This is a genomic window from Sporomusa aerivorans (assembly GCF_041428895.1).
GTDB lineage: Bacteria > Bacillota > Negativicutes > Sporomusales > Sporomusaceae > Sporomusa > Sporomusa aerivorans.
The window spans coordinates 4177219-4197990 of record NZ_CP156926.1 but is presented as its reverse complement, the minus strand read 5'-3'; the positions used below and the strand labels follow the sequence as shown (position 1 = coordinate 4197990).

The following is a 20772-nucleotide window of genomic DNA, read 5'->3' as shown; positions in this document are numbered from 1 at the left end:
GACACAACGATGGAAATGGTTAATATAACAATCGATGGGCAAAAAATAGCTGTGCCGAAAACATCGACTGTTTTGGAAGCGGCAACTTCGCTCGGAATACAAATTCCGACTTTGTGCTATCATCCTGAACTGCGTGTGGAAGGGGCTTGCCGCGTTTGTATGGTTGAGGTGGAAGGCGCCCGCAGTTTGGTAGCATCCTGTGTTTTTCCTGTTAACGAAGGCATGGTAGTCCGTACGAATACAGCCGCTGTACGCGAAGCGCGCAAAACGGTAGTTGAGCTGTTGCTGGCCAACCACCCGACCGATTGTCTGTCCTGCCAACGTAATCAAAACTGCGAGCTGCAGGATATTGCCGCCGACCTCGGCATAAGAGAAATTCGCTTTGACGGCGAAAAGAAAAACTATCCTCTGGATAATAATAACCCGTCACTTGTCCGTGACCAAAGCAAATGCATCTTATGCGGACGCTGTATCCGTGCCTGCAGTGAGCGCCAGGGCGTACATGTGTACAGCTTCGCCAACAGGGGCTTTAACACTACCGTAGTCCCCGCGTTTAACCTGGGTCTGGACCAAGTAGCCTGCACGTATTGCGGTCAGTGTGCCGCAGTATGTCCGACTGGCGCTATTGTTGAAAAGGATGATACCCAGGCAGTATGGAATGCCATCAGTGACCCGACAAAACATGTAATTGTGCAGACGGCGCCTGCCGTACGTGTTGCGCTGGGGGAAGCGCTTGGTTTGCCGCACGGCTCCATTGTTACCGGTAAAATGGTAACAGCTTTAAAACGGCTGGGTTTTGATAAAGTGTTTGATACAAACTTTACCGCCGACCTTACCATCTGGGAAGAAGGCTCGGAATTTATCGACCGTCTAACTACAGGCGGCAAACTGCCGATGATTACCTCATGCAGCCCGGGATGGGTTAATTTCATCGAACTGAAATATCCTGATCTTTTAGATCACCTGTCAACCGCCAAATCGCCGCAGCAAATGTTTGGCGCTGTTGCTAAGACTTATTATGCTGAAAAGGCGGGAATTGAGCCTAAAGATATTGTTTCTGTATCTATTATGCCATGTACGGCTAAAAAGGCCGAGGCTAAGCGGCCGGAAATGAATTCCAGTGGTTATCAGGATGTGGATTATGTTCTGACAACACGGGAATTGAGCCGTATGATCCGTGAAGCCGGTCTAGCCTTCAATGGCCTGCAGGAATCTGAATTCGACGCACCGCTCGGTGTAGGCTCGGGCGCCGGTATGATTTTCGGCGCGACCGGCGGTGTAATGGAAGCTGCACTCCGGACGGTTGTCAAAATGGTAACCGGGAATGAACTCGAAAATATTGAGTTTCAGGCTGTGCGCGGCATGTCGGGTATTAAAGAAGCTTCAGTACCTGTGAAAGAGGGCTTAACGGCTAAAGTTGCCGTAGCTCATACTTTGGCCAATGCCCGTGTGCTGCTGGATAAAATCCGCGCCGGTGAAGCCGATTATCACTTTATTGAAATCATGGCCTGCCCGGGAGGGTGTTCAGGCGGTGGCGGACAGCCAATTATCACCTCGGCAGAACATCGTCAAAACCGTATTGATTCAATCTACGAATGCGATAGAACTTGTGAACTGCGAAAATCACATGACAATCCGGCTGTTAAAGAACTCTATGATACATGGTTAGGAAAACCGCTGGGTGAAAAATCCCATCACCTTCTTCATACCCATTATCATCCACAGAAAAAATGCTAATAAAAAGAGATGTCCCAAAGGGACATCTCTTTTTATTAGCATTTTGCATAATCAGCGGGTATTTGAGAAACGATATTACAAATATAGGGGTTTTTTACAGTTTGAAGAAGGAATTTGCAGTGTGAGTGAGAATACAGTACATGAATATGAGAATGTAGGCTGCTTAATTGCGCGCTAATTATTGCTAGGGAGAGTTGCATGTTTATGAGGGAAAGCAAAGAAAATGCGGTAATATCGAAAGCGACGATTGACCGGTTACCGCTCTATTACCGTACTCTTAAACTCAGCCAGGAAGAAGGTATAGAGATAATCTCTTCCGACGAATTGGGACGGAAGATCGGGGTTACCCCCGAACAAATACGGAAGGATTTATCAGCTTTCGGAGAATTCGGGAAAAAAGGCGTCGGTTATTATGTGCGTGAACTAATGCGTAACATTGGTGAAATCCTGGGACTTAACCGAAAATGGAATATTGCCATAGTAGGGGTAGGACATTTGGGCTGGGCCCTGGCTAATTATGCCAATTTTTCGCCGCAGGGGTTTCATCTGCAAGCTATTTTTGATGTAGATCCTGATAAAATTGGCCGGTATATTAATGAAGTGGAAATTTATCATATCGACAGAATGCCGGAAATTATCCAGGCCCGGGAAATTAAAATCGGTATAATAACAGTGCCGGCCGAGTATGCTCAAAATACTGCAGGGTTGCTTGTGGCCGCCGGCATTAAAGGCATATGGAACTTTGCTCCCATTAAGCTGGATGTTCCCGCCAATATTCACGTAGTCAGCGAAGATTTGTCAGTAGGCTTAAGCAGCATGTCGTATTATCTTTCGCGGCAAAATGGATAATATTAAAATAATTTCAAAAAAAATTTACAACTTGCTAAAAAGTAGCAGGAATTCGGTTTGCTTTGGAGAATATACATAGTACAATACAATATCATCATAGTCAGTATTTATAATATGGACAAACGGCAGTATGGCCGCGTTGGAAATATCGTAGATATTACGCTCTTATGGTCTGCTGCCTTAATCGGTTAGTGGATAACTAGTAAGTGCGCACCTAGGCTTGTTTTGTTAAGGCAAAATAATCCCAAGGTGCTTTTTTATTGTGTAATAATTTGTAAGATTTTGCAAGAATTTGTCATTAATATGTAAGATTTTTACCAATCGTTTTTTGGTATGATAACTATAGGTGAGGCACAACTAGCTGTATTGTATTGTGAATGCCGTAGGGAATAATTTTTGCCGTTTTCCTAACAATAACAACGATTATACCTAAAAACTATATAAATTAGTGATTCGAAGGGAGAGTGCGCAATGATTGACATTAAGGACCGCGTAAGAAACAAAGCCTTGCAAGCGAAAATTGTGAGCGCAGAAGAGGCGGCAGCCAGTATTAAGCCGGGAATGAACATTGGAACCAGCGGTTTTACGCCAGCCGGTTATCCAAAAGCAGTGCCGATGGCACTGGCTGAAAGAATGAAACAGGAAAATTTCCAAATTAACTTATGGACAGGCGCATCGGTAGGCAAAGAGCTTGATGGTGCGTTGGCGGGTGTTAACGGTATCGCCAAACGTCTGCCTTATCAAACAAACGATACTATGCGGAAAGCGATCAATAGTGGCGCTGTCCAGTACACTGACCTGCATTTAAGTCATGTGGCGCAAATGTCCCGGTATGGATTTCTCGGGGGCAAAGTGGATGTAGCCATTGTCGAAGCCTGCGCCATTACCGAAGAAGGTCATATTGTACCCACAACTTCACTGGGCAATGCCGCTTCTTTTGTGCAAAGCGCCGATTTTGTCATTGTTGAAATTAACACCGCCCAGCCGCTTGAACTGGAAGGTATGCATGACGTCTATATTCCGTTGGACCCCCCGCATCGTCAGCCAATTCCGCTGGTGAAAGCCGATGACCGTATTGGCACGCCTTATATTCCTTGCAGTCCTGATAAAATCGCTTACATAGTTCCTTGTGACATAAAGGACGATGTTCGTCCGCTGGCTGCGATTGACGATGATGCCCGGGCTATGACCGGACATTTAATTGATTTCTTAAAGGAAGAAATCAAAGCTGGCCGTATGCCTGCTAATCTTTTGCCGCTGCAATCCGGCGTAGGCTCAGTAGCCAATGCCGTAGTCGCCGGTCTGGCTGATTCTGAATTTGAAAACCTGACCGTATATACCGAAGTTATTCAAGACGGTATGTTTGATCTTATTGACGCCGGTAAACTTACATTCGCCTCGGGTACATCCATTACCCCGTCGCCGGATGGATTGAAACGCCTGTATGCAAATATCGGTGAATACCGGAAGAAAATCCTGCTCCGGCCGCAAGAGGTCGCCAACAGCCCGGAGATTGCCCGTCGCATTGGTGTTATCGCCATGAATACCGCCATTGAATTCGATATCTATGGTCATGTTAACTCAACCCATATCATGGGTACCAAGATGATGAACGGTATCGGCGGCTCAGGCGATTTTGCCCGTAATGCCTACCTGACCTTCTTCTTCTCAAATTCAATTGCCAAAAACGGCGATATTTCATCTGTTGTGCCTATGTGCTCGCATTTTGACCATACCGAACATGATATTGATGTCTTTATCACCGAACGCGGTGTTGCCGATGTTCGCGGCTTGAGCCCGAAAGAGCGCGCCAGAGTTATTATTAAAAACTGCGCACATCCTGACTATCAGCCGATGCTTATGGATTACCTGGAGCGGGCTGAAAAGGCTACTGGCAACGCACATACCCCGCATATTTTAACTGAAGCTTTATCCTGGCATACTCGCTTCCTGGAAACAGGCAGTATGAAAATAAAATAGAAGGGCTAACCTGTAATTGGCCTTTCGAAACGCACTAAGAACTACATACTAAAGGAGGAGTTTAGAACATGTGCACAGCTAACACTGATAGCTTAAAACAAAAGATGGCTGAGTACACCGGCAAGGTGGAAAAATCACTGGCCAAATTCCCTGAGCGTAAGAACCTGCCTCATAACAGGCTTTATACGCCGCTTGATATCGAGGGTACCGACTACGAAAAAGATCTCGGTTTCCCCGGACAATATCCATTCACTCGCGGTGTACAGCCTACTATGTACCGTGGTCGTTTCTGGACCATGCGTATGTATGCCGGTTTCTCAACTGCTGAAGAATCCAACAAACGGTATCGTTACCTGTTAGAGTCGGGCGGTACTGGTTTATCCTGCGCCTTTGACCTGCCGACTCAAATTGGTTATGACTCCGATGATTCTATTTCTGAGGGTGAAGTGGGTAAAGTAGGCGTTGCCATCGACTCACTGGCCGACATGGAAATCCTGTTCGACAGCATTGATCTTGGCAAAGTATCTACTTCCATGACCATCAACGCTCCTGCTTCCGTACTTCTGGCCATGTACATCGCTGTTGCCGAGAAACAAGGTGTAAGCCCTGACAAGCTTAACGGCACTATCCAAAACGATATCCTGAAAGAATATGCTGCCCGCGGCACATATATCTTCCCGCCGAAGCCTTCCATGCGTCTTATTACTAATATTTTTGAATACTGCTCCAAAAATGTTCCTAACTGGAACACCATCTCCATTTCCGGTTATCATATCCGTGAAGCCGGCTCCACCGCTTCGCAGGAAATTGCCTTCACAATTGCCGACGGTATCGCCTATGTTGACGCCGCTATCAAAGCCGGCTTAAACGTTGACGATTTTGCCGGACGCTTATCCTTCTTCTGGAATGCTCACAATAACGTTCTTGAAGAAGTAGCTAAATTCCGTGCTTCACGTCGTGTATGGGCCAAAGTTATGAAAGAGCGTTTTGGCGCAACCAACCCCAAATCCTGGATGCTGCGTGTGCATACCCAAACTGCAGGTTCCATGCTTACTGCCCAGCAGCCTGACAACAACATTATCCGTGTTGCCCTGCAAACAGCAGCAGCAGTACTTGGCGGCACTCAATCACTCCACACCAACTCCAAAGACGAGGCATTGGCTTTGCCGACCGAGGACTCCGTACGTATTGCCCTTCGTACCCAGCAAATCGTTGCTTACGAAAGCGGTTTAGCCGATGTCGTTGACCCGCTGGCCGGTTCTTACTACATCGAGGCTCTTACTAACCAAATTGAGAAAGAAGCCTGGGAATACATTGCTAAGATTGATGATCTTGGCGGCGCTGTTGTGGCTATTGAAAAAGGCTACATTCAGCGTGAGATTCAGGAAAGTGCTTACAAATGGCAAATGGAAGTGGAAAACAAACAACGGGTTATCGTTGGTGTTAACCAGTTTCAAGTTGAAGAAAAACCAGTGGAAGGCTTGCTGCGCGTTGACGCTTCTGTTGGCGAACTGCAAAAGAAAAAGCTGGCTGATCTTCGCGCCCGCCGCGACAATGCCGCTGTTACAGCTGCACTTGCAAAACTGGAAGAAGGCTGCAAAGATGAGAACACCAATCTTATGCCGCTCATTCTTGAAGCAGTTAAAGCCTATGCAACCCTTGGTGAAATTTGTGGCGTAATGCGTAAAGTATTCGGTGAATACGAAGCGCATGTAAGCCTATAAGCTGAGTAGGAGGGACAACGATGGAAAAACGTATTAGAGTATTGGTAGCAAAGCCTGGCCTGGACGGTCATGACCGCGGCGCCAAAGTCGTAGCCCGCGCTCTCCGCGATGCCGGTTTTGAAGTAATTTATACTGGCCTGCGCCAGACTCCGGAACAAATTGTGGAAGCAGCTCTGCAGGAAGACGTGAATGTTGTAGCTTTAAGCCTGTTATCCGGCGCTCACAATCACCTTTTCCCGCGCGTGGTAGAACTGTCCAAACAAAAAGGTATTGGTGATGTACTTATCGTTGGCGGCGGTGTAATTCCTGATGCTGACATTCCTGGCCTTAAAGCTGCCGGCGTGGCAGAAGTATTTACTCCGGGAACACCGACTGGCAGTATTGTTGAATTTATCAAAGCTAACGTAAAATAATACAGTTTCTAACTATAGAACTGTGCAGGTGATATAGATGAATATCATAGAAGAGGTGCTGGCAGGGTCCAAACGGGCCCTGGCCCGCGCCATCACCGCTGTGGAAAACGAATACGATGAAGCAGCCGAAATCATGCAAAAGCTCTATCCGCATACCGGCAGAGCCCATGTAATCGGAATTACCGGTCCTCCTGGCGCAGGTAAAAGTACGCTTACCGACAAACTCGCTAAGGAATACCGCAGTCAGGGAAAAACGGTGGGAATCATTGCCGTTGATCCAACAAGTCCTTTTTCCGGGGGAGCCATTTTAGGCGACCGTATCCGTATGAATGAACTGACTTTGGATGAAGGTGTTTTCATTCGCAGTATGGGTACACGCGGCAGCCTTGGCGGTCTGTCCCGCAAAACAGCCGAAGCAGTCAAAATAATGGATGCTGCCGGCAAGGATGTTATCTTTATCGAAACTGTCGGGGTCGGGCAATCGGAAGTTGATGTAATCAAAGCGGCAGATACTACCCTGGTAGTTCTGGTACCGGGACTTGGGGATGATATTCAGGCCATCAAGGCAGGAATATTGGAAATTGCCGATGTTTTTGCCATAAATAAAGCCGACCGTGATGGTGTCGACCGGTTAAACACGGAAATCGAAATGATGCTTGATTTAAATCAGACGATGGTCGATTGGCGACCGCCGGTAAAACGGACGGTGGCCAGTAAAGGCGAAGGCATTAATGAGTTAATTGAAGTAATTGAAGAACATATCAGCCATTTGAAAGTTTCAGGTCAGCTGGCGGTAAGGCGGACAGAACGAACTAAGAACGAACTGCTGGCCTTGCTTGACGAACAGATCGGCCGTTATGTACTTAAACATATTACAACAGGTACAAGCTTTGACGCTTTAGTGGCCTCTGTTGAAAAACGGGAAAAAGATCCCTATACGGTAGTAAATGACTTATTGCGTCAGGTTTTACGTTAGATGCGGAAAAGTTAGAGTATCGGGTGGGAACTTATAGTACCTGATCTTAAAATATGGTATTATATACTAAGATTGGAAACCCAATCAAATTTCTTAATAGGAGGTAAGAACTATGGTTGATGCACGCAAATTTAAAGTCCTCAGAGTCGATCATATCGGTATTGCAGTAAAGGATATGGAACAAGCTAAAAAGTTTTATACTGATGTGCTTGGCATGACTGCTATGGGCGAAGAAGTGGTTGAGCAGCAAAAGGTTAAAGTTTGCTTTATCCCTTGCGGTGACAGCGAAGTTGAGCTTTTGGAGTCGACCTCTCCCGATGGTCCGGTGGCAAAATTCATTGAAAAGAACGGGGAAGGCATCCAACACGTCGCACTGCGCGTGGACAACATTGAAAATGCACTTGCCGATCTTAAAGAGCAGGGTGTTCGCCTGATTGACGAGACACCGCGCTATGGTGCCGGCGGCGCCAGCATTGCTTTCGTACATCCGAAAGCCACTGGCGGTATTTTACTCGAGCTTTCTGAAAGAAAGTAGTTCCAAGTAATGGAGGTGTTTTTCTAAATGGCTACAATCCAGGAAAAAATTGATGACCTGAAAAAACGCCAGGAAAAGGTAAAACAGGGCGGCGGCCAAAAGCGTATTGACAAACAACATGCCACTGGCAAGCTTACTGCCCGTGAGCGTATTGAAAAACTATTAGATCCAGGTACTTTTGTAGAACTGGATCAATTTGTCCGTCATCGTTGCACTAACTTCGGTATGGAGAAAGAAGAAGCTCCGGGCGAAGGCGTAGTTACCGGTTACGGCACAGTAGACGGCCGTTTGATTTATGTTTTTGCCCAGGACTTTACAGTAATTGGCGGTTCGCTTGGTGAAATGCATGCTGCCAAAATCGTAAAGGTACAAAAACTGGCTTTGAAAATGGGTGCCCCGCTTATCGGCATTAATGATTCCGGCGGTGCGCGTATTCAGGAAGCTGTTGATGCTTTGTCCGGATACGGGAAAATCTTCTATGAGAATACCCTGGCTTCCGGTGTAATTCCGCAAATATCGGTAATTATGGGACCATGCGCCGGTGGCGCTGTTTATTCCCCGGCTCTGACAGATTTCATTTACATGGTTAAAAATACCAGCCAGATGTTTATTACCGGTCCGCAGGTTATCAAATCAGTCACTGCTGAAGAAGTAACCGCTGAACAATTAGGCGGCGCTATGACCCACAACTCTACTTCGGGCGTGGCTCATTTTGCAACCGAAAATGATGACGACTGCATGCAGCAAGTTCGTTATCTCTTGAGCTTCCTGCCGAGCAACAACCTCGACGATGCTCCTATTGCTGATACCGGCGATGATGCCAACCGTATGGACGATGGCCTGAACACCCTCTTGCCGGATAACCCCAATCAGCCTTACAACATGAAAGATGTAATCAAATCTGTTGTTGATAATGGCGAGTTTTATGAAGTTTGTGCACATTTCGCCCAAAACATTATTACCTGCTTTGCCCGTTTTGACGGTCAGCCTGTAGGTATCATCGCCAACCAGCCTAATGTAATGGCTGGCTGCCTGGACATTAATGCTTCGGACAAATCTGCGCGCTTTATCCGTTTCTGCGATGCCTTCAACCTGCCATTAGTTAACCTTGTCGACGTTCCTGGCTTCCTGCCGGGCACCGACCAAGAGTATGGCGGCATTATTCGTCATGGCGCTAAAATGTTGTATGCTTACTCGGAAGCAACTGTTCCTAAAGTTACAGTTATTACCCGTAAAGCTTACGGCGGTTCCTATCTGGCTATGTGCTCCCAGGATTTGGGCGCCGATCAGGTTTTGGCCTGGCCGAGTGCAGAGATTGCGGTTATGGGACCTGCCGGTGCTGCGAACATTATCTTCCGCGGCGATGCTGAAGCTGAAGCCAAAACAGCTAAATATGTGGAAGACTTCGCCACCCCGTATAAGGCGGCAGAACGTGGTTTCGTTGATCAGGTTATCGAGCCGAAAGAAACCCGTCCGCGTATTATTACGGCGCTCAATATGCTGGCTAGCAAGCGCGAACAGCGTCCAGCTAAAAAGCACGGCAATATTCCGCTGTAATCTCTCTCACCTAAACTTTCGAAGCGGAAAGAAAGGGGATAGTTAACGTGGGTTTTTTTGACTCCTTATTCGGCAAACCTGAGCCGCCGAAGCCCAAGAAAAAGAAAAAATCAATGGCTGCAGCAACTGAAGCTTCGGCTGAGCCTGTAGCTGTTGAGGCTGAAGGCATCAGCCCCGAAGTTATTGCCGTAATTACCGCCAGTATCTGCGCGATGATGGGGACAGGTAATTTGGCTGTAAGGATTACTCGCACTGGCAATCAATGGGCAAATGTCGGCCGACAGAAAGTTATGGATAGCCGTCAGTTTGCTTAAACGAATAGAACACCATCAATGAATGGAGGTCCGTTACAATGAAAAAATTTAATGTTACCGTTAATGGCAGTACCTATGAGGTTGAAGTAGAAGAGGTAGGCGGTGCCGTTTCGGCTCAACCGCGTCCGGCAGCACCTGCTGCTCCTGCCGCAGCACCTGCTGCAGCTCCTGCTCCTAAGGCCGCAGCTCCTGCCGCAGCTCCTGCCCAAGTTTCTGCCGGCGATACTCCTGTAGCCGCACCAATGCCTGGTAAAGTGAGCAAAGTTCTAGCAAAAGCAGGACAAAAGGTGAAAAAAGGTGATATAATCCTCATTCTTGAAGCTATGAAAATGCAAAACGAAATCGGCGCACCGGCCGATGGTACTGTTAAGTCCATCAACGTAAACGCCGGCCAGAATGTAAAACCTGGCGAAGTTATGGCTGTACTTGGCTAATAATTGAATGCAGGGAAATAGTGCGGTAACGATCGCCGCACTATTTCCTAAAAAACTGTTGATATTATGCAAACTTTATATTATTAACATGATGTTTCTATTAAAACATATTAGGAGGTACAAAACACACATGGAAGCATTGATTCACCAGTATCCTTGGCTCGACGAACTGCTCATGGGCTTCATTGGACTTTCCTGGAAGCACGTAGTTATGTGGGCAATCGGCGCTCTGCTGATTTACCTGGCCGTAAAACATGACTATGAACCCTCGCTCCTTCTCCCAATTGGTTTTGGCGCAGTTTTGGCCAATATTCCTCACTCTTCCGCAATATCTAACGTACCCGGTGAAGAGGGGTTTCTAGTTGTACTCTATAACGCAGGTATTGCTAATGAGTTGTTCCCTGTACTTATCTTTATTGCGATTGGTGCGATGTGCGACTTTGCACCGCTAATTCGCCGCCCGTCAGTAATGCTTTTCGCCGCTGCCGCTCAGTTTGGCATATTTGCCACTGCTATTGGCGCAACCTTTGTTGGTTTCTCTTTTGAGCATGCTGCCTCTATCGGCATCATCGGCGCAGCCGACGGCCCGACAACTATTTATGTAGCTAGCCGGTTTGCTCAAGAACTCTTAGGACCTCTTTCTGTTGCCGCTTACTGCTACATGTCACTGGTTCCTGTTATTCAACCGCCTGTTATTAAAGCCATCACTACTGAAAGTGAACGCAAAATTAAAATGGGCTTTGAAGGTGAAGAACCAGTTTCTCAAACCACAAAATTCCTGTTCCCGATTATGATTGTAATTATCGCCGGTATCGTTGCGCCGATCTCAGTTGCTCTTATTGGCAGCTTGATGTTTGGTAATCTCTTAAGAGAAAGCGGTGTTGTTGAGAACCTCTCGAACTGCGCCCAAAACGAACTGGCTAACCTTGTTACCCTTGTTCTTGGTATCACCATCGGCGGCACAATGTCTGCTGACCGCTTCCTGACTTTCGACGTTCTCCTGATCATGTGCCTTGGCGCTGTTGCCTTCGTATTTGATACCGTTGGCGGCGTGCTTTTTGCAAAACTTTTAAATATGTTCAGCCCGACAAAGATCAATCCGATGATTGGCGCTTGCGGTATTTCGGCTTTCCCGATGTCAGGCCGTGTAATTGCCAAAATGGCTCTTAAAGAAGATCCCACTAACTTCATTATCCAGCACGCGATTGGGGTAAACGTTGCCGGTCAGGTTGCATCTGTTGTAGCCGGCGGTTTGGTACTTGCCCTGATTCCGGCACTGGCGAAATAGGGGAGGTAAATAAATGGAAAGTGCAACTTCAAAAGCTATAACCCTGATGGCAGTAGCCCTGCCGACAATGTTCGCCGTTATCGCTGTTTTCATTGGAGCTACCAAAGCCTTGCATGCTGCGTTCCCGGCGCCGGTAGAAGATGAAGACGAAGAAGACGACGAAGAATAATTAAATTATAGGTCCTAGCAAACATGCCGAAATTGCACCTGAATACGTAAGCTGATTCTCTTGCTAAAATAAATGACATAGTTTAGCTGGACTAGTTAAAGTAGTAGGGAGAGAAAAATTATGGAAATCAGTACCGCTGCTCTGGCGTCCATTATAGCGCTGGCCATTGTAGTTCTCATTTCCTGCTTTAAGGAAATGAATGTCGGTATCCTGGGTATTGCTTCAGCATTACTTGTTGGAATTTTGTTCTCCGGCATGAAAGTTGCAGCCATCTTTAAGGGCTGGCCGGTTGGACTGTTTATGATTTTGATTGGTGTTACCTTCATGTTTGCCTGCGCACAGGTTAACGGCACTATGGAAAAATTCAGTGCCTATGCCGTCCGTTTAGCAAAAGGCAATACCTCGTTAATTCCCATTATCCTGTTTGTGCTTATTACCATTGTGACAACAATCGGCCCTGGCAATATCGCCGCTACTGCCCTTATGGCGCCTGTAGCTATGGCAATTGCCGGTCGTATTGGCCTGCCGGCATTTGCCATGACTCTTCTGGTAGTGGGCGCTGCAAATGGAGCTGCATTCTCGCCGTTTGCACCGACAGGCATTATTTCAAATGGCATCATTGCCAAAATGGCTCCTGGTCTTGGGATTCCTGCTGATCAACTTAGCAGCTTAGCATGGAAAGTTCATTTTAACTCGGAAGTTGTGCAAGGTATTGTCAACTTTGGCGGTTTCTTTCTACTCGGCGGTTTAGCCTGGATGCGTAAACAACGTGGTTCATCGGCTCTTAATATTGATGAAATTGCACCAAAGCCTGAACCTTTTGATACCAAGCAGATTGCTACCTTGGTTGGTATTGCTGCATTAGTCCTGTCCGTAATTGTTCTTAAATGGGATGTTGGTGCAGTAGCGTTCGGTATCGGATCTATCTTCATGCTGTTCGGTATTGCTGATGATGCCAAAGCCGTTAAGGCAATGCCCTGGGGTGTAATCCTCATGGTATGCGGTATGTCGGTTCTCATCGATATCATGGATCAGGCCGGCGGCTTAAACGCTCTCGTCCAAATGATTGCTGTTATTTCTAACCCTACCACTGTTAATGGTGTACTGGGCTTTATTACCGGACTTATCTCGGCCTATTCGAGTTCTTCCGGTGTGGTAATGCCTATGTTCCTGCCGATGGTGCCTGGCATCATTCAACAAATTGGCGGTGGTAACCCAGTAGCGCTTATTTCTTCCATCAATATTGGGTCACATATTGTTGATACTTCACCGCTGTCTACGCTTGGCGCGCTGTGCATTGCCTGCGCAGCTGACCATGAAGACAAGGCTAAACTGTTTAGAAACCTCATGCTCTGGGGTTTATCCATGGCAGTTGTGGGCGCGGTTGTGTGCTATGTAGCTTTCGGGCTTCTCGGGTTATAAAGTAGAATAAAATCAGGCGGGGGAGGGGATCCTCCCTCTTCCGTCTCATTGGTTTATGTAGAAAAAAGGAAAAATTTATCGTAATGTGTCAGAATAAGAAGGATTATATCTTTTATTATCGAATTATGTGATTATGAAGATATAATTTTTTTTTACTCTAAATTTTTCAGACTAGTATGTTTTACCTAACAATTATGAAATGAGAATTTATTGCGAAAGGGGGTATGGACGGCAGGAAATAGTGGAATAGTATATTAAGTAAATTCCGGTTGTTGTTTTAACTACTTAAAAAACCAACTTACAGCGTGGGGAGGAATTGTTCATGGAGATCTCAACGGCAGCAATAATGTCAATGGTTGCTCTGGCAATTGTTGTAATTATTAGTTGTGTAAATGAAGATTTGAACGTAGGATTTTTGAGCATTGGATTTGCCATTATTGTCGGCGGTATCTGGGGTGGTTTGACAGGCGCTAAAGTTATGGGATCATTCCCGCTAAGCCTGTTTATGATTCTGGTTGGCGTAACCTTCATGTTCGGTATGGCGCAAACCAACGGGACAATGGAGAAGTTGACCTCATATGCTGTTCGTCTCTGTAAAGGTAATACAGCTCTTATTCCACTGATTGTGTACGCATTGACAACTTTTGTAACAACCATTGGACCTGGCAATATTGCCGGTTGCGCTCTGATGGCGCCTGTAGCCATGGCAATTGCGGCCCGTGTAGGCATGCCTGCATTCTTAATGACTCTGATCGTTGTCGGCGCTGCTAACGGCGCAGCTTTTTCTCCTTTCGCACCAACAGGAATTATTTCTAACGGCATTATTGCAAAAATGGCTCCTGGATTGGGCATTCCTGCAGAGCAGCTAAACAGTTTAGCCTGGAAGATTCATTTTAACTCAGAATTGGCCCAAGGCCTTGTAAATATCGGCGGCTTCTTCGTTCTCGGCGGCTGGGCCTGGATTCAAAAGCAACGCGGCGCCAGTCTTAATATTGATGAGCTGGCTCCAAAACCTGAGCCCTTTAATAAGCATCAATGGTTGACCCTCGCTATGGTATTTGTTCTGATTTTAATGGTTGTTCTTCCCGGTCTGCCAGCGTTCAAGGATTTCTTTAAAGCCAATGCATGGCTGGCGAATATGCTCTCCAACGTAGGTTCTGTAGCTTTCGTTCTGTCAGGCGTCTTGATGCTTGCTGGCTCAGGCGACAGTAAAGCGTCTGTTAAAGTAATGCCCTGGGGCGTTATCATGATGGTTTGCGGTGTTTCTGTATTAATTGACGTAATGGATCAAGCCGGCGGCTTAAATGCTATGGTTAAAATGATTGGCGCTATCTCCAATCCTACCAGCATTAACTTCTGGCTGGGTCTGATACCGGGTATTATCTCGGCATATTCCAGTTCTTCCGGTGTTGTAATGCCGATGTTCCTGCCGATGGTTCCCGGTCTTGTTAAAGAAATTGGCGGCGGCAATCCTGTTGCCATGATCTCTTCAATAAACATTGGTGCACATCTGGTAGATACTTCACCGCTTTCCACTCTTGGCGCACTGTGCATTGCTTGCGCCGGTGAGCATGAAGACAAAGCTAAATTGTTCCGTAACCTTCTAATTTGGGGTTTGGCAATGTCAGTTGTTGGCGCTATCGTGTGCTATGTTTTCTTCGGGCTGCTTGGCTTCTAACAAAAAGTGATCAATGGGTCGGGGTTAAACCCGGCCCATTGTTTTTTATTGCCTGTTTCGTGTTTTTTGTTTCAGTACATACTAAAATAAATGGTTTCGTACTCATTTACGTTCCCGGACGCATAGGAAGCAGCTTGGCTTTAACGAGAGCAAATTTTTATCAACTGGGAGGATGGTTATATGAAGCCGCTTCAGGATTTGGTTGTTTTGGATTTGACCAGAGTGCTGGCCGGTCCGTATGCTGGCATGATGTTAGCGGATTTTGGCGCTGATGTAATCAAGATTGAAGCACCGGAAGTTGGTGACGATTCACGGGCCTTCGGCCCGTTTGTCGGCAAAGAAAGCGCATATTTTATGAGCCTTAACCGCAATAAGAGATCTATGACTCTTAATTTAAAAAATCCGGCTGCGCGCGCCTTATTCCGGGAGATGGTGAAAAAAGCGGATATTGTTGTTGAGAATTACCGTCCGGGAACCATGGAAAAATTTGAGCTCGGCTATGATAAACTTGCAGAAATAAATCCCCGTATAATTTATGCCGCCTGCTCGGGTTTTGGCCAGACAGGCCCTTACCGGGATAAACCGGCCTATGATGTTATTGTTCAGGCCATGGGCGGCATTATGAGTATCACCGGGCCGGCAGGCGGACCGCCGGTTCGTGTCGGCGCCTCGATTGGTGATATTATTGCCGGTTTATTTACTGTAATCGGTATTGAGATGGCGCTCTTTCACCGGGAAAAAAGCGGCAAAGGACAAATGATTGATGTTGGCATGTTAGATTGTCAACTGGCTGTTCTGGAAAATGCTATTGCCCGCTACCTGGTATCAGGTACGGTTCCCGAACCATTGGGCAACCGTCATCCCTCTATTACACCGTTTGAGGCGTTTACGGCTAAGGATGGCTCTGTCATTGTCGGGGCCGGGAATGAAAAATTATTTGAAAAACTATGCAGTCTGATTGGTAAATCCGAGTTAAGTCAGGATCCACGCTTTGCTACGAATGCTCTGCGGACGCAAAATGTCGCCTCTTTAAAAGAAATACTGGATTCTGTATTTATAAAGAAATCAATTGACGAGTGGCTGGAACAGCTGGAAGCGGCCGGAATTCCCTGTGGACCAATTAATACTATTGATAAAGTAGTGGTTAATCCTCAGATTATTGCCCGTGATATGATAGTAAATACCAACCACCCGGAGGCCGGTAATATAAAAATGGCTGGCATTCCGATAAAATTATCAGCAACACCAGGTTCGATCGACAGGGCGGCTCCATTGTTAGGTCAGCATACCGAGGAAATTTTACAAGAACTTTTAGGTTTGAGCATACAGGAGATTGGCAAGCTAAAAGAGAATAAAGTTATATAAACTAGTTTTTTACGGAGGATTGGAGTTACATTGGAAAAAGTAGTAGTAAAGTCAGAGGCCAGCAGAAAGAACCTTATTGTTATGACAATAGCCGCTGCTGTTTTTGCGGCTCTTGTCATTTTTTCGCTTTACAAGTGGATTGCGCATTCGCTATTCCAGCCGGTGGAGTTAATGTCTGAAGCTATGGTTTTATTTGTTCTCATTGAGCGTATGACTGCCAAATACACTTACGAGTTGGATAAAAAAGCTCTCAGACTAACCAAGCATAGCTTGTTGGGGCAAGTGGTTCATGAAGTTCCGTACCGCGATATATTTGGTGTGTATCGTTATAAACCGCAACTTATCGGCGTCATTAAATTTCGCCGGACCTATCGCTTTAACTCGGCACTGGATAGCCGGGATGTCTGGACTTTGGCATATACCGTATCCGGGGTTAAGGGAAAAATGGAGAACAGGCGCTTTTATTTTAAGCCGGGCCAAGCCTTATTAACAGCTTTGCAGGCAAAATTACCTGACAAGGTAGTTCCGGAGGAACAAGTCATTAGAGATGTAATAACCAAAGACCAGGAGGCGAAATAAACGGATAATGGTAAAAACTATAAATACAAGCAATTTTTAAATTTTGAACTTTTTTTAAAAATATGTATAATTAGGATTAGTAAAAAGCCTTTCGAACATTACAATATTGTCCGAAAGGCTTTCTTTATAAAGAGACAATGTAATTATTAAGATTTTGTACAAAATTTCACAAAAAAACTATAGTAATTTTTTTCAAAATCTGGTATTGTAAATACAGTTGGAATTTTTAAAATATACGGACACATATTCGCGAAAAAAGAAGTGAAAAAAGTAATTTGTTTGAATTGAAAGGAAATTTTCTATTTTTGCGCGAATATATAACATGTTTTACGCAAAACAGGGATAATTGACATCCCTTGTCCTACCAGGGAGGAATCATAAATGACAAAGGAGCAGGAAGGCATTGTGCTGGAGACCGCCGGCGGGATGGCTAAGGTAAAGGCCAGCCGTCATAGCGACTGTGAAAACTGCGGCAGTTGCCCGGGAAATACCGCCATCGTAGTGGATGCACTTAACCCGGTGGGAGCCCAAAGAGGGCAGCGGGTGGCTCTTGAAGTTAAAGAAGTTAATATGCTCAAAGCTGCCTTTATTGTTTATATTCTGCCGCTCGTTATGATTTTAGCCGGAGCTTTTGCCGGCAGTTTTCTAGCCAATGAGCAACAGGCCATCAACCCGGTGTGGTATCAAATTGGCGGGGGATTTTTGGCATTTGTTTTATCTATCGTTTATATTAAGTATTTTGATCGCAATGCCAGGGCTAATGACAAAATGAGGCCGGTAATTACCCGGATATTGTCATAAGTCGGGTTTATGATAGGCGATTAAACTTGTACCAAGCAAAAGGAGTGAAAGTATGGCAAAAAGCTTTCGCGGCGGGGTTCATCCCGACGACCGCAAACGGTATACGGCTGCAAAAGCCATAGAAGTGGCGCCAATACCGCAAAAAGTCATCATTCCTACCAGACAACATCTTGGAGCGCCCTGCGCACCGGTAGTCAAGGTGGGCGATTTGGTCAAAAAAGGCCAGGTTGTAGCTGAGGCACAGGCCTTTGTCGCCAGCCCCATCCATGCCTCAACATCAGGTAAAGTGGTGGAAATTGCTGAGTATCCTCATCCTGTTTTTGGCACCTGCCAAGCTATTGTCATTGAAAGCGATGGTCAGGATGAATGGGCCCCAGGCTTGCCCTTAAACCGCGATTGGCAGTCGCTTGATGTTAAAGAATTAAAAGAGATTGTTCGTCTTGCCGGTCTTGTCGGCATGGGGGGCGCGACATTTCCTACCCATGTAAAAATGTCGCCGCCGCCGGAAAAACCAATTGATTCTTTTATTTTAAACGGAGCAGAGTGCGAGCCGTACCTGACAGCCGACCACAGAGTTATGCTTGAGCAGACCGAGCGTATTGTTACCGGCATGAAGATTGCTATGAAGATTCTCAGCGTAAATAAAGGGTATATAGGAATTGAAGAAAATAAACCTGATGCCATAGATACTATGCGCAAAGCCTGTGCTGGTACCGGCATCGAAGTAATACCGCTTAAGACCAAATATCCGCAGGGTGCGGAAAAAACCCTCATTAAAGTTATTTTGGACCGTGAGGTCCCTTCCGGCGGCCTGCCCATGGACGTAGGCACTGTCGTGCAAAACGTAGGCACTATGGTGGCTTTGGCCGATGCCGTAGAAAAGGGTATTCCTTTGATTGAACGTGTAGCCACAGTAACTGGCGGCGCGATACAGGAACCCAAAAATATTTTATTGAGGATTGGCGCAACTTTTGCGCAGGCAGTCGCTATCTGTGGCGGTTTCACGGAGCAGCCGGTGAAAGTTATTATGGGTGGCCCGATGATGGGAATGGCCCAACGAACACTCGATGTTCCTGTAATTAAAGGCACTTCGGGTATTTTGGCTTTAAGTTCAGCCGACGTAAATGTTGGTCCTGAACAGCCCTGTATTCGCTGCGGGCGCTGTGTTGACGCCTGTCCGATGGGGCTTGTACCCAGTATGCTGAGCATTCTGGGGGAACGGGGCGTTTTTGCTACTGCCAAAGAGGAATATAACTTGCTGGATTGTGTAGAATGTGGTTCCTGTGTATATGTTTGTCCGGCAAAACGCAATATTGTTCATTATATTAAATTATCCAAAGCGCAAAACGCGGCAGCAGCTGCTGCGCAGAAGAAATAGGAGGTGGGCGGTATGAGTGCAGAAATAAAACTTGACGCTGGGACTTTAACAGTTTCGGCATCACCGCACATCCGGTGCGATGAGTCGATAGCCAAAATTATGTGGGCCGTTAATATGGCATTAGCGCCTGCTGCTCTATTCTCAATATATCGTTTTGGTATGCCGGCTTTAACTACTATGATTATCTGTATAGTGTTTGCCGTGGCGACAGAATACCTTATTCAAAAGTGGCAAAATAAACCGGTTACTGTTAATGATGGCAGTGCTTTTCTGACCGGTTTGCTCCTGGCTATGAATATCCCGGCAACTCTACCCTGGTATATGCCGGCTTTTGGCATTATTGCCGCAATTGCAGTGGCTAAACACACCATGGGCGGTCTCGGATACAATATATTTAATCCGGCTTTAGTCGGCCGTGCCATTTTGTTGGCTTCCTGGCCTGTAGCAATGACTACATGGCCGGAAATGAGCAGCAAAATAGACGGTGTGACTTCGGCTACTCCTCTTGGCATTCTCAAGCTGCAGGGGTATGAGAAGCTTGTTGCAATATTTGGTGACAAGGTTGAAATGTACAAAGCTTTATTTATTGGATCCCGTAGCGGCAGTATGGGAGAGACATCTGCTATACTCCTGATTCTTGGTGGTCTGTTTTTAATATACCGCGGATATATTAAGTGGCAAATTCCGGTATTTATGATTGGTACTGTCGGTATTTTAACCGCTGCCTTCGGGCATGATCCCATTTTGCATATGATGTCTGGCGGACTTATTCTGGGTGCGTTTTATATGGCTACTGATATGGTAACTATTCCTATTACCGTTAAGGGCCAGATTATCTTTGCGGTGGGGGCAGGCGCTCTGACTGTTCTAATCCGTTTGTTAGGCGGTTATCCGGAAGGTGTTTGCTACGCAATACTGCTTATGAACTGTGTAACGCCGCTTATCGACCTTTTGGTTAAGCCTGCGAAATTTGGGGCAAGGGGGTAAACGACTATGGCACATGATGCACACGCACACGATGACAAAAATAACAGTGTATTGAAAATTGCGCTGAATCTTGCCATAACCTGTTTTTTTTCCGGGGTTATCATCGCCGGGGCATATGCCATCACTGAGCCGGCTGCGGCCGCGCAACGCGTTAAGGCGAAAAACGATGCGATGAAGGAATTAGTTAAAGATGCTGAGACATTTAAAGCCATAGATGGCAAAGAGGGCTGGTATCAAGCCATAAAAGGCGGCAACGTTGTAGCCTATATAGTGCCGGCCAGCGGCAAGGGGTATGCCGGTAAAATTGAAATGCTTGCTGCTGTAACCACAGATGGCAAGGCCATGGATTTTAAGGTGCTGAAGCATGCCGAGACTCCGGGGCTAGGTGATAAAATGGTGGAGCCGAAATTCCGTAAGCAGTTTACTGATAAAGAGCCCAAGGATATGGTTGTTGTCAAAGTGCCTACCGATAAAAATATCCAAGCGCTCACTGGCGCAACGATTACATCCCGGGCTGTTACTAACGGCATAAAGGAAGCTGTGGAAGCTGTTGCCGCATATTCAGCCAGTCAGAAGAAGTGAGGTG

At 46.3% G+C, this 20772-nt stretch carries 20 protein-coding genes; all 20 read left to right on the top strand.

Features of this window, described 5'->3' with window-relative positions:
- Positions 1-9: 9 nt before the first annotated feature.
- The 20 genes from SATMO3_RS20325 to SATMO3_RS20230 all read left to right on the top strand — a co-directional run bounded on the left by SATMO3_RS20325 (position 10) and on the right by SATMO3_RS20230 (position 20768).
- Positions 10-1737 carry an NADH-dependent [FeFe] hydrogenase, group A6 gene (locus SATMO3_RS20325; RefSeq protein WP_371371560.1) on the top strand — a complete coding sequence of 576 codons (1728 nt, stop codon included), beginning with the start codon at positions 10-12 and terminating at the stop codon, positions 1735-1737.
- Between the two features lie 204 nt (positions 1738-1941).
- Positions 1942-2586, top strand: a complete 645-nt coding sequence (locus tag SATMO3_RS20320) for a redox-sensing transcriptional repressor Rex (RefSeq protein ID WP_371371559.1) — start codon at positions 1942-1944, stop codon at positions 2584-2586.
- Positions 2587-3057: 471 nt separating this feature from the next.
- Positions 3058-4566, top strand: coding sequence for an acetyl-CoA hydrolase/transferase family protein (locus tag SATMO3_RS20315; RefSeq protein WP_371371558.1), 1509 nt, complete (start codon positions 3058-3060; stop codon positions 4564-4566).
- Between the two features lie 104 nt (positions 4567-4670).
- Positions 4671-6290, top strand: coding sequence for a methylmalonyl-CoA mutase (locus tag SATMO3_RS20310; RefSeq protein WP_371381762.1), 1620 nt, complete (start codon positions 4671-4673; stop codon positions 6288-6290).
- A 20-nt stretch (positions 6291-6310) separates the two neighbouring features.
- A complete protein-coding gene (locus tag SATMO3_RS20305) occupies positions 6311-6703 on the top strand; it encodes a cobalamin B12-binding domain-containing protein (RefSeq protein WP_371371556.1) in 393 nt (130 codons plus the stop codon).
- A 37-nt stretch (positions 6704-6740) separates the two neighbouring features.
- Positions 6741-7679 carry a methylmalonyl Co-A mutase-associated GTPase MeaB gene (gene meaB / locus SATMO3_RS20300; RefSeq protein ID WP_371371555.1) on the top strand — a complete coding sequence of 313 codons (939 nt, stop codon included), beginning with the start codon at positions 6741-6743 and terminating at the stop codon, positions 7677-7679.
- Positions 7680-7791: 112 nt separating this feature from the next.
- Complete coding sequence (gene mce / locus SATMO3_RS20295) at positions 7792-8214, top strand: methylmalonyl-CoA epimerase (protein WP_371371554.1); 423 nt, start codon at positions 7792-7794, stop codon at positions 8212-8214.
- A 27-nt stretch (positions 8215-8241) separates the two neighbouring features.
- A complete protein-coding gene (locus tag SATMO3_RS20290; RefSeq protein ID WP_371371553.1) occupies positions 8242-9771 on the top strand; it encodes a carboxyl transferase domain-containing protein in 1530 nt (509 codons plus the stop codon).
- A 47-nt stretch (positions 9772-9818) separates the two neighbouring features.
- On the top strand, positions 9819-10085 hold the full coding sequence (locus SATMO3_RS20285) for an OadG family transporter subunit (RefSeq protein WP_371371552.1): 267 nt from the start codon (positions 9819-9821) through the stop codon (positions 10083-10085).
- Between the two features lie 38 nt (positions 10086-10123).
- Positions 10124-10519, top strand: a complete 396-nt coding sequence (locus tag SATMO3_RS20280) for a biotin/lipoyl-containing protein (RefSeq protein WP_371371551.1) — start codon at positions 10124-10126, stop codon at positions 10517-10519.
- A gap of 130 nt (positions 10520-10649) precedes the next feature.
- On the top strand, positions 10650-11807 hold the full coding sequence (locus SATMO3_RS20275) for a sodium ion-translocating decarboxylase subunit beta (protein ID WP_371371550.1): 1158 nt from the start codon (positions 10650-10652) through the stop codon (positions 11805-11807).
- A gap of 13 nt (positions 11808-11820) precedes the next feature.
- A complete protein-coding gene (locus tag SATMO3_RS20270; protein ID WP_371371549.1) occupies positions 11821-11976 on the top strand; it encodes a hypothetical protein in 156 nt (51 codons plus the stop codon).
- Positions 11977-12096: 120 nt separating this feature from the next.
- Entirely contained in the window at positions 12097-13398 is a 1302-nt protein-coding gene (locus tag SATMO3_RS20265; protein ID WP_371371548.1) for an SLC13 family permease, read from the top strand.
- A gap of 322 nt (positions 13399-13720) precedes the next feature.
- The gene (locus SATMO3_RS20260) at positions 13721-15076 is read left to right on the top strand and encodes an SLC13 family permease (protein WP_371371547.1); all 1356 of its coding nucleotides are present in this window, start codon (positions 13721-13723) and stop codon (positions 15074-15076) included.
- 180 nt (positions 15077-15256) lie between these two features.
- On the top strand, positions 15257-16441 hold the full coding sequence (locus tag SATMO3_RS20255; protein WP_371371546.1) for a CaiB/BaiF CoA transferase family protein: 1185 nt from the start codon (positions 15257-15259) through the stop codon (positions 16439-16441).
- A gap of 30 nt (positions 16442-16471) precedes the next feature.
- A complete protein-coding gene (locus tag SATMO3_RS20250; RefSeq protein WP_371371545.1) occupies positions 16472-17020 on the top strand; it encodes a hypothetical protein in 549 nt (182 codons plus the stop codon).
- Positions 17021-17401: 381 nt separating this feature from the next.
- Positions 17402-17821: a SoxR reducing system RseC family protein gene (locus tag SATMO3_RS20245; protein ID WP_371371544.1), complete on the top strand. Its 420-nt coding sequence runs from the start codon at positions 17402-17404 to the stop codon at positions 17819-17821.
- A gap of 52 nt (positions 17822-17873) precedes the next feature.
- The gene (gene rsxC / locus SATMO3_RS20240) at positions 17874-19199 is read left to right on the top strand and encodes an electron transport complex subunit RsxC (protein WP_371371543.1); all 1326 of its coding nucleotides are present in this window, start codon (positions 17874-17876) and stop codon (positions 19197-19199) included.
- 12 nt (positions 19200-19211) lie between these two features.
- Entirely contained in the window at positions 19212-20186 is a 975-nt protein-coding gene (locus tag SATMO3_RS20235) for an RnfABCDGE type electron transport complex subunit D (RefSeq protein ID WP_371371542.1), read from the top strand.
- 6 nt (positions 20187-20192) lie between these two features.
- A complete protein-coding gene (locus SATMO3_RS20230; RefSeq protein WP_371371541.1) occupies positions 20193-20768 on the top strand; it encodes an RnfABCDGE type electron transport complex subunit G in 576 nt (191 codons plus the stop codon).
- Positions 20769-20772: the final 4 nt, after the last annotated feature.

What these genes read in the sequence shown, in the direction of transcription:
- SATMO3_RS20230 (WP_371371541.1), top strand. Translation starts at nt 20,193, where the DNA reads ATGGCACATGATGCACACGCACACGATGACAAAAATAACAGTGTATTG.
- SATMO3_RS20255 (WP_371371546.1), top strand. Translation starts at nt 15,257, where the DNA reads ATGAAGCCGCTTCAGGATTTGGTTGTTTTGGATTTGACCAGAGTGCTG.
- meaB (WP_371371555.1), top strand. Translation starts at nt 6,741, where the DNA reads ATGAATATCATAGAAGAGGTGCTGGCAGGGTCCAAACGGGCCCTGGCC.
- SATMO3_RS20290 (WP_371371553.1), top strand. Translation starts at nt 8,242, where the DNA reads ATGGCTACAATCCAGGAAAAAATTGATGACCTGAAAAAACGCCAGGAA.
- SATMO3_RS20325 (WP_371371560.1), top strand. Translation starts at nt 10, where the DNA reads ATGGAAATGGTTAATATAACAATCGATGGGCAAAAAATAGCTGTGCCG.
- rsxC (WP_371371543.1), top strand. Translation starts at nt 17,874, where the DNA reads ATGGCAAAAAGCTTTCGCGGCGGGGTTCATCCCGACGACCGCAAACGG.
- SATMO3_RS20275 (WP_371371550.1), top strand. Translation starts at nt 10,650, where the DNA reads ATGGAAGCATTGATTCACCAGTATCCTTGGCTCGACGAACTGCTCATG.
- SATMO3_RS20235 (WP_371371542.1), top strand. Translation starts at nt 19,212, where the DNA reads ATGAGTGCAGAAATAAAACTTGACGCTGGGACTTTAACAGTTTCGGCA.
- SATMO3_RS20315 (WP_371371558.1), top strand. Translation starts at nt 3,058, where the DNA reads ATGATTGACATTAAGGACCGCGTAAGAAACAAAGCCTTGCAAGCGAAA.
- SATMO3_RS20265 (WP_371371548.1), top strand. Translation starts at nt 12,097, where the DNA reads ATGGAAATCAGTACCGCTGCTCTGGCGTCCATTATAGCGCTGGCCATT.
- SATMO3_RS20305 (WP_371371556.1), top strand. Translation starts at nt 6,311, where the DNA reads ATGGAAAAACGTATTAGAGTATTGGTAGCAAAGCCTGGCCTGGACGGT.
- SATMO3_RS20280 (WP_371371551.1), top strand. Translation starts at nt 10,124, where the DNA reads ATGAAAAAATTTAATGTTACCGTTAATGGCAGTACCTATGAGGTTGAA.
- SATMO3_RS20310 (WP_371381762.1), top strand. Translation starts at nt 4,671, where the DNA reads ATGGCTGAGTACACCGGCAAGGTGGAAAAATCACTGGCCAAATTCCCT.
- SATMO3_RS20270 (WP_371371549.1), top strand. Translation starts at nt 11,821, where the DNA reads ATGGAAAGTGCAACTTCAAAAGCTATAACCCTGATGGCAGTAGCCCTG.
- mce (WP_371371554.1), top strand. Translation starts at nt 7,792, where the DNA reads ATGGTTGATGCACGCAAATTTAAAGTCCTCAGAGTCGATCATATCGGT.
- SATMO3_RS20260 (WP_371371547.1), top strand. Translation starts at nt 13,721, where the DNA reads ATGGAGATCTCAACGGCAGCAATAATGTCAATGGTTGCTCTGGCAATT.
- SATMO3_RS20320 (WP_371371559.1), top strand. Translation starts at nt 1,942, where the DNA reads ATGAGGGAAAGCAAAGAAAATGCGGTAATATCGAAAGCGACGATTGAC.
- SATMO3_RS20245 (WP_371371544.1), top strand. Translation starts at nt 17,402, where the DNA reads ATGACAAAGGAGCAGGAAGGCATTGTGCTGGAGACCGCCGGCGGGATG.